We start from the raw sequence: 5,455 nt of genomic DNA on the forward strand, positions 1-5,455 counted from the left end.
CCCCGTCCCCCGTCCACCCCGTCTCTGGCGGTGCAGTGCGGTGAGCTGGCCTCCAAAGGTGTGGAACTGCCGGCGGATCTGGCGACAACCGACCAACTCCATCTGTCGGCGGGTATATCCTACAGCGATGCCGAATATGAGGCGTTGAACGAACTGGTCAGCGGACGGCTGGTCAGCCGGGCCGGCAACCGGCCGATCAATATGCCGACCACCACCTTCAACGCCTCGGCGCTTTACAGTCTGGATAGCGTGCCGGTCACGTTCGGGGCCTTTATCCGCCATGCCAGCGGCTTCTACACCGACAATGCCAACAGCATTTTTGTGCGCGGCCATTGGCTGCTGGATGCCTCCGTCAGCTATCGTCTGACGGAAGCGGTCAGCCTGTCGGTGCGCGGGCGCAACCTGACCGACGCCTTCTATGGCGAATATTCGGGTTACCCCAGCACCAACATCTATATCGGCGCGCCGCGCGGGGTGGATGTCACCCTGACGGCCCGGTTCTGATCGGGAAGGGAAGGGCGCCATGGCCAAGACCGACAGCAAGCCCTATGGCCCGCTTTATCGTGCCGTCTGGCGCTGGCATTTCTATGCCGGGCTGGTCACGGCGCCCTTCCTGCTGATCCTGGCGATCACGGGTGCCATCTATCTGTTCAATGACGAGATCAATGATCTGGCCTATCCGCATCTGCGCTTCGTGGCGCCGGTGACGGAACAGGTGACGATGGGAGAGATGGTGGAGACGGCGATGGCCCATCTGCCGGGCGCCATCGTCACCCGCATCGACACGCCGGCCACGCCCGACCGGTCGGTGCAGATCTTCATGACCCTGCCCGATGGCGGCAATCGCCGGGTCTTTGTCGACCCGCACACGGCGGCCCTGCTGGGCGATCTTGACTATGGTGGCACCCTGGTCGGGATCGCCGATCAGATGCATGGATCGCTGCTGATGGGGGATGCGGGCGATGCGGTCGTGGAGCTGATGGCCTGCTGGGGCGCGGTGCTGATTGTCACGGGGCTTTACCTCTGGTGGCCGTCGGGGCCGATGCGGCTGCGCGGCTTTCTGTATCCACGGCTGACGGCCGGGGGGCGGGCGCTGCTGCGTGATCTGCACGGGGTCGTGGGCTTCTGGTCGGCGCTGCTGATCCTGTTCCTGATCCTGACGGGCCTGCCCTGGGCCACGCAATGGGGCAACATGCTGGTCGGTGTGATGGATGCGGCGGGCATCGGTTATCCGGCCAGCCATCGCGGCTATAACGCGCCGGCCAGCACGCCGCCCGTCACCGCCAAACAGGCGGTGGGGGAGGTGCCCTGGACCCTGGAACCCACACCCATGCCGCAATCCGCCCCACCTGAACCGTCCGGCGGCGGCCATGCCCACCATGATCACGGGCCGGCCATCGGGGCCGCACCGGGGGGCATCGGCATCGATCTTGTGGCCGAAATCCTGGCCGCGAACGGCATGCAATGGCCTTACCGCCTGTCCACACCGCGCGGTGAGCGTGGTGTCTATCTGGCCTTCACCTATCCCGGACAGCCGCAGGGCCAACGTTCCCTCTATATCGATCAATATAGCGGGCAGCTTTTGCGGGAGGTGTCCTATGCCGACTATGGCTGGGGCGCGAAGGCCGTGGAACTGGGCGTGCAACTGCATCTGGGGAACTATTTCGGGCTGGCCAACCAAGTGATCATGCTGATCCCCTGCCTGGGCATCCTGGCCCTGTCCGTCACCGGTCCCTGGATGTGGTGGAAGCGCCGCCCCAAAGGGCGGATGGGCGTACCAACGGTGCCGGGGCCGGCCAAATTGCGCAATCTGGTGCTGATCACGCTGGCGCTGGGCCTGCTGTTCCCGCTGGCGGGGGCGTCGCTTCTGGTCATATTGATCACTGACCGAATGGTGGCCGGATTGATCCAACGCAAGGCGGCCTAGGCATCCATCGGGCATCATGCGACCGTTGGATAGTGGCGCGGAACAATGGAACAGATCAATTTCATCGGCGGATTGCTGCTGGGGCTGGCCAGTGCCCTGCATTGCGCTGCCATGTGCGGGGGCATTGCCGGCAGCCTGCTGATGGCCATGGCCCCGCCGGGTGACCGGCGGCGGCAGGCGCTGTCGCTGCTGTCGATCCAGGCCGGCCGCGTCCTGGCCTATATGCTGGCCGGTGCCCTGCTGGGCGGGCTGGGGGCCGGGCTTTACGGTCTGTTCGACCAGCGGGCCGCCTATGGTGTGTTGCAATGGGCGGCGGCGGTGACGCTGGGCTGGATCGGCCTGTCGCTGACGGGGCTGGCGCCGTCGCTGGCCATTTTCGACCGCGTGCTGGGGCCGGTGGGGGCGGGGCTGGAGATGCTGCGCCGCCGTGGCCTGGTGGCGGGTCCGCTGGCCGGCATTCTCTGGGGGTTCCTGCCCTGTGGCATGGTCTATGCCGCCCTGTTCTATGCCACGCTTGCCGGCGGGGCGGGGCAGGGCATGCTGGTGATGGCGGGGTTCGGCCTGGGCACCCTGCCGGCCGTGACCCTGGCCGCCTTCGGTTATTCGCGCCTGCTCTCCTGGTCGCGGCGCGCGTCCCTGCGCCGGGTGGTGGGGGCGGCCTTCCTGGTGCTGGCCCCCTTGTCACTGCTGATCCCGGCCTCCACGATCCAGGCGCTATGCGCATAATCCATGCGATGTTTTTGCGTCGGCGCATGCTATCCCATGGCCGCCGGATAACGCGAATGTGACGGGGAGGCTCCTGGAGTGATCAGCCTGGACAATTTCGACGTGAAGCTTTTGTCGGCCATCCAGGAGAAGGGCGACATCACGCTCAGCGAGTTGGCGGAGAAGGTGTGCCTGTCCTCCTCCCAATGTTCGCGCCGCCTGCAACGGTTGCGGGAGGAGGGCTATGTCAGCCGCATTACGGCCCTGCTGTCGCCCCAGAAGCTGGGATTCTCCTTGAAATCATATGTGGTGGTCACGCTGCGTTCGCATGCCACCGAACATACGTCGGAGTTTTCCGGCTTTGTGCAATCGTCTCCGCAGATCCTGGAATGCTGCATGCTGACGGGGGATGCCGATTACATGCTGAAGGTCGTTGCGGCCGATCTGAAGGCGTTCGATCATTTTGTGCAGGGCCTGCTGCGCCTGCCCTGCATCGCCACGGTACGGTCATCGCTGGTGCTGCGCGATCTGAAGGAAACGACGGACCTGCCGCTGCCCCTGTGACCCCTTCCCCGGCCGGATGCAAGTTTATTGCGCCGATGTCGGATTGACAGGTTCCATATGCAAAGTTTCCCCGCCGAACATTGGCTATAATTCACTGACCGTTTGGACGGTTATTGAATGAAAGCGGGGACAGCATGATCTCTCAGAGCCGGCGCAGTCTGGCCGATGAACTGCCGCGCAACACGCCCGATCCCTCCTATGACTGGCGCCGGGTCGCCCATCTGCTGCATGTTTCCCGCGCCCTGGACGATCTGGAAGAGAAGGTCCTGGTGCCGGAGCGCAAGGTGCTCTACCAGTTCTCCGCCCGTGGCCACGACATGGCGCAGATCCTGTTGGGGTTGCGGCTGACCGACCGGCATGATGCGGCCTGCGGCTATTACCGGTCGCGCCCCATGCTGCTGTCGCTGGGCGTGGATATCGAGGATGCGCTGGGTTCCTCCATGGGGCGGGCCGGCGGCTATTCCGACGGGCGCGATATCGGTGTCGTCTTCAACTACCCCAACCCGGACGGCGCGTCGGCCCTGCCCATGTGTGGCGGGGTGGGCGCGCAATACACGCCCACGGCGGGCTGGGCCCAGGCGCAGGATTATTATGCCCGCGTCCTGAAACAGACGGACCATGAACGGTCTATCGCGGTGGTGCTGGGCGGTGACGGGTCGGTGGCGTCCAACGGTTTCTGGGCTGCGCTGACCATTGCGACGACGCAACAGCTGCCCATGCTGTTCTATATCGAGGATAACGGTTACGGCATTTCCGTGCCCTCGATCATGCAGACGCCGGGCGGCAATATCGCCGCCAACCTGGCCAGCTTCAAGGGACTGACTATCCTGGCCGGCGACGGGGCGGAGCCGGCGGAGGCGGCGCGGCTGGTCGATCAGGCCGTTTCCCATGTGCGCGACCGCAAGGGGCCGTGCCTGCTGCGCCTGACGGTGCCGCGCCTGCAGGGCCATTCCTTTCAGGATACGCAGACCTATAAGTCGGCGGAATTTGTGGCGTCGGAATGGGCGCGCGACCCGTTGCCGCGTCTGAAGGATTATCTGGTGCCGGCCGTGCTGGAGGAGGCGGAATGGGAAACCATCGCCGCCGATGCCCGGGCCTGCGTGGACGCCGCCCGCATCAAGGCCGAGGCGCGGCCCGTGGCCGATCCGCAGGGCGTGGTCAGGCACGTCTTCGCCGAGAAGGGCGAGGTGCAGGCCACGGGCGGGCAATGGTCACAGGGCTATGTCCCGCCGCCATCGGTGGCAGAGGCGAGGCCGGAGGGACAGCGCCTGAACATGGTGACGGCCATCCGCCGCACCCTGGATCAGGAAATGGCCCTGAACCCGCGCGTCGTGCTGTTTGGCGAGGATATCGGGCCGAAGGGGGGCGTGCATGCCGTGACCCTGGGCTTGCAGGAGAAATACGGCACAACCCGCGTCTTCGACACCAGTCTGTCGGAAGAGGGGATCGTCGGCCGCGCGGTCGGCATGGCGCTGGCCGGGCTGATGCCCGTGCCGGAGATCCAGTTCCGCAAATATGCCGAGCCGGCCATGGAGCAGATCAACGATTGCGGCACCATGCGCTGGCGTACCAACAACCGCTTCGCTGCGCCCATGGTGCTGCGTGTGCCGGGCGGGTTCTTCAAATGCGGTGATCCCTGGCACAGCCAGACCAACGAGGTGCAGTTCTGCCACGCGCCGGGGTGGAAGGTGGCCGTTCCGTCCAATGCGGAGGATGCGGTGGGCCTGCTGCGCTGCGCGCTGCGCGGCAATGACCCGGTGCTGTTCTTCGAACATCGCGCCATGCTGGACGATGCCTGGGCGCGGCGGTCCTGGCCGGGGGACGATTACGTCCTGGAATTCGGCAAGGCCAAAAGCCTGGCCGAGGGCGACGACCTGACCATCGTCACCTGGGGCGCCATGGCGCCGCGCTGTCAGGCGGCGGCGGAGGGACGGTCGGTGCATGTCATCGATCTGCGCACCCTGATGCCCTGGGACGAGGGGGCCGTGCTGGAATCCGTCCGGCGGACGCGGCGCTGCCTGATCGTGCATGAGGATATCCAGACGGCCGGCTTCGGGGCAGAGATCGCGGCCGTGGTCGCCGACAAGGTGTTCCTGGACCTGGATGCGCCGGTGGCCCGCCTGACCATGCCCGACATTCCCAGCCCGCATAATCCCGTCCTGCTGGACTGGGCCGTACCGTCGGTGGAGCGCATCCGCGCCCGCATCGACGACCTGATCGCCTTCTGAAACGGGGAAACGACAAGTGATCGATATTCTG

At 65.6% G+C, this 5,455-nt stretch carries 5 protein-coding genes; all 5 read left to right on the forward strand.

From position 1 onward, the window contains the following. Nucleotides 1-504, forward strand: a 504-nt coding sequence (locus KBA48_RS32135) for a TonB-dependent receptor (protein WP_292912750.1), incomplete at its 5' end; no start/stop codon positions are given. Between the two features lie 19 nt (nt 505-523). Beyond that, entirely contained in the window at nt 524-1,927 is a 1,404-nt protein-coding gene (locus tag KBA48_RS32140; protein ID WP_292912751.1) for a PepSY domain-containing protein, read from the forward strand. Between the two features lie 45 nt (nt 1,928-1,972). Continuing rightward, nucleotides 1,973-2,653 carry a sulfite exporter TauE/SafE family protein gene (locus tag KBA48_RS32145; protein ID WP_292912752.1) on the forward strand — a complete coding sequence of 227 codons (681 nt, stop codon included), beginning with the start codon at nt 1,973-1,975 and terminating at the stop codon, nt 2,651-2,653. Between the two features lie 78 nt (nt 2,654-2,731). Then, nucleotides 2,732-3,196, forward strand: coding sequence for an Lrp/AsnC family transcriptional regulator (locus tag KBA48_RS32150; protein WP_292912753.1), 465 nt, complete (start codon nt 2,732-2,734; stop codon nt 3,194-3,196). Between the two features lie 134 nt (nt 3,197-3,330). Continuing rightward, complete coding sequence (locus tag KBA48_RS32155; protein WP_292912754.1) at nt 3,331-5,424, forward strand: transketolase C-terminal domain-containing protein; 2,094 nt, start codon at nt 3,331-3,333, stop codon at nt 5,422-5,424. The last annotated feature ends 31 nt before the right edge of the window (nt 5,425-5,455 follow it).

Source organism: Niveispirillum sp. (genome assembly GCF_017996735.1).
GTDB lineage: Bacteria > Pseudomonadota > Alphaproteobacteria > Azospirillales > Azospirillaceae > Niveispirillum.